At 53.7% G+C, this 1,698-nt stretch carries 1 protein-coding gene; it reads right to left on the bottom strand.

The window, feature by feature from the left end:
• Positions 1-44: 44 nt before the first annotated feature.
• Positions 45-1,698 (bottom strand): acyltransferase family protein (locus ACFV4G_RS43475; RefSeq protein WP_380449201.1); only part of this gene is annotated, 1,654 nt, incomplete at its 5' end.

Genomic DNA, 1,698 nt, shown 5'->3' with positions numbered 1-1,698 from the left:
CCGCACACGGCGGGCTCTAAAGCTTCAATAACAATACCTGTCAGTTACCTTTGGGCTTGAGCATCGGCCGTCTGTTCGGCTTTCTCCAGTGACCGAGAGATAATCGGCATCAGATCCTTCGCCATGAATTCAGAACCCTTCGCCGACAGGTGATCGTCGTCGCGGTACATAACCTGGCCATCGATCATAGCCCAGCACCATTCTGAGTCACACAGCTTCGCCTGCGTATCAAACAGCGTCACTGCCGGGAAGTCCTTCATGACCTTGTCGACAACTTCTTTGTACTCTTTGTTTCGAGAGTCCACTTCCGCACGCGATATAGCGCATGGGCTCTTGACCTTATTGGTCAGGCGCAGCGGACGACTATCGACGCACGACATCGGGGAAAAGCCGAGCTCTGGCACGTCCAGCACGAACACTACCTGCTTGCCTGCTGCCGCAAGCATAGTGAAAGTGTTCCTCATGCCTGCTTCAAAGACTGCAGCGTAATCCGTTACCTCTGGGTGTCCGACCAGCTCCAGCACCCTATCGTGATGGATTAGATCATCTCCCTCATCGTAACCATTGCCGGTCAGGTACATTGGGCCGCGGGACGAGAGAACCACTGTTTTTACCGACTCCGTATTCACGGCCAGCTCGATCGCCTTGTTGATGTAGATCGAGCACCAATCGCGGACGCCTCTGGGGTGAGAGGTGACGTTATAGAACGGCGTACATCCGGAAACGCCCAGGTTTAGGAGGTTTTCATTGACCTTCGCCATGGCTTCGGACAGCCCGAGGCGAATATGGTCACTGTGGGAGTCGCCGATCAGCATTACAGACGGATCGCCATCTCGTGTCATCGAGCAGTGGTCGATGGGCCAGAACGATGGGTAGGCTTTCCGGCAAGTTTCGTTTGCCAACTCACCCCAGTTGAACTGATTGTTATTGCTGGCAAGCTCTTGAACGCGGGAAGGAATGCCATCTCGCGCAAAAGTAGCGTACCCGACCCCGCCAACACACAGCATCAAAACCCAAAGTATCGCGGGATTCAGCGAAGTTTGTGCGCCGAATCGAATAGGGCTTTCGATGAAGCGATAGGTGAGCCAGGACAGCAGGACGCTCAGCAGAACTCCGCCGACTTGGATGCCCCAAGACGGAACAGCAGACTCCATGATCCGTGCAAACGAAAGGATCGGCCAGTGCCATAGGTACAGCGGGTAACTGATCACGCCGATGAAGAGCATAAACCGGTTGTTCAGGAGAGAACGGTTCACCAGTGCGTGCGGGCCCGAAAAGATCAGCATCGCCGTACCGATCACAGGCAGGAGAGCCCACCAGCCTGGGAAGATGTCGCCACTTTTTAAGAAAGCGACCGAGCCAACTATCAGCCCAAGCCCTATCAGCGAGATAGTGCTATTAACCGCTCCACCGAAAACGCGTGCAGCCCCCTTCCCTTCGGAAGATTTCGAGCGCGAGTAATAAAAGTAGGCAAGGATGGCACCGGCCAACAACTCCCAAAATCTTGTTTGAGGGTAAAAGAACGTCCCTACAGGGTCTGTAGACACGCCGTAAATGTTCAGCCCAAAAGAAATGAGACATAGGGCGAGAACAGTAAACATGACGTTTATGCCTGAACGCCAAACTGCCCAAATGATTAGCGGGTAAACAAGATAAAACTGCTCTTCAATCGCCAGCGACCAAAGATGCATTAGCGGT

The sequence above is a fragment of the Kitasatospora sp. NPDC059747 genome (genome assembly GCF_042732955.1).
Lineage (GTDB): Bacteria > Actinomycetota > Actinomycetes > Streptomycetales > Streptomycetaceae > Kitasatospora.
Note: the sequence above shows the minus strand (reverse complement) of the source record. Positions and strands in the feature narration are given on the sequence as shown.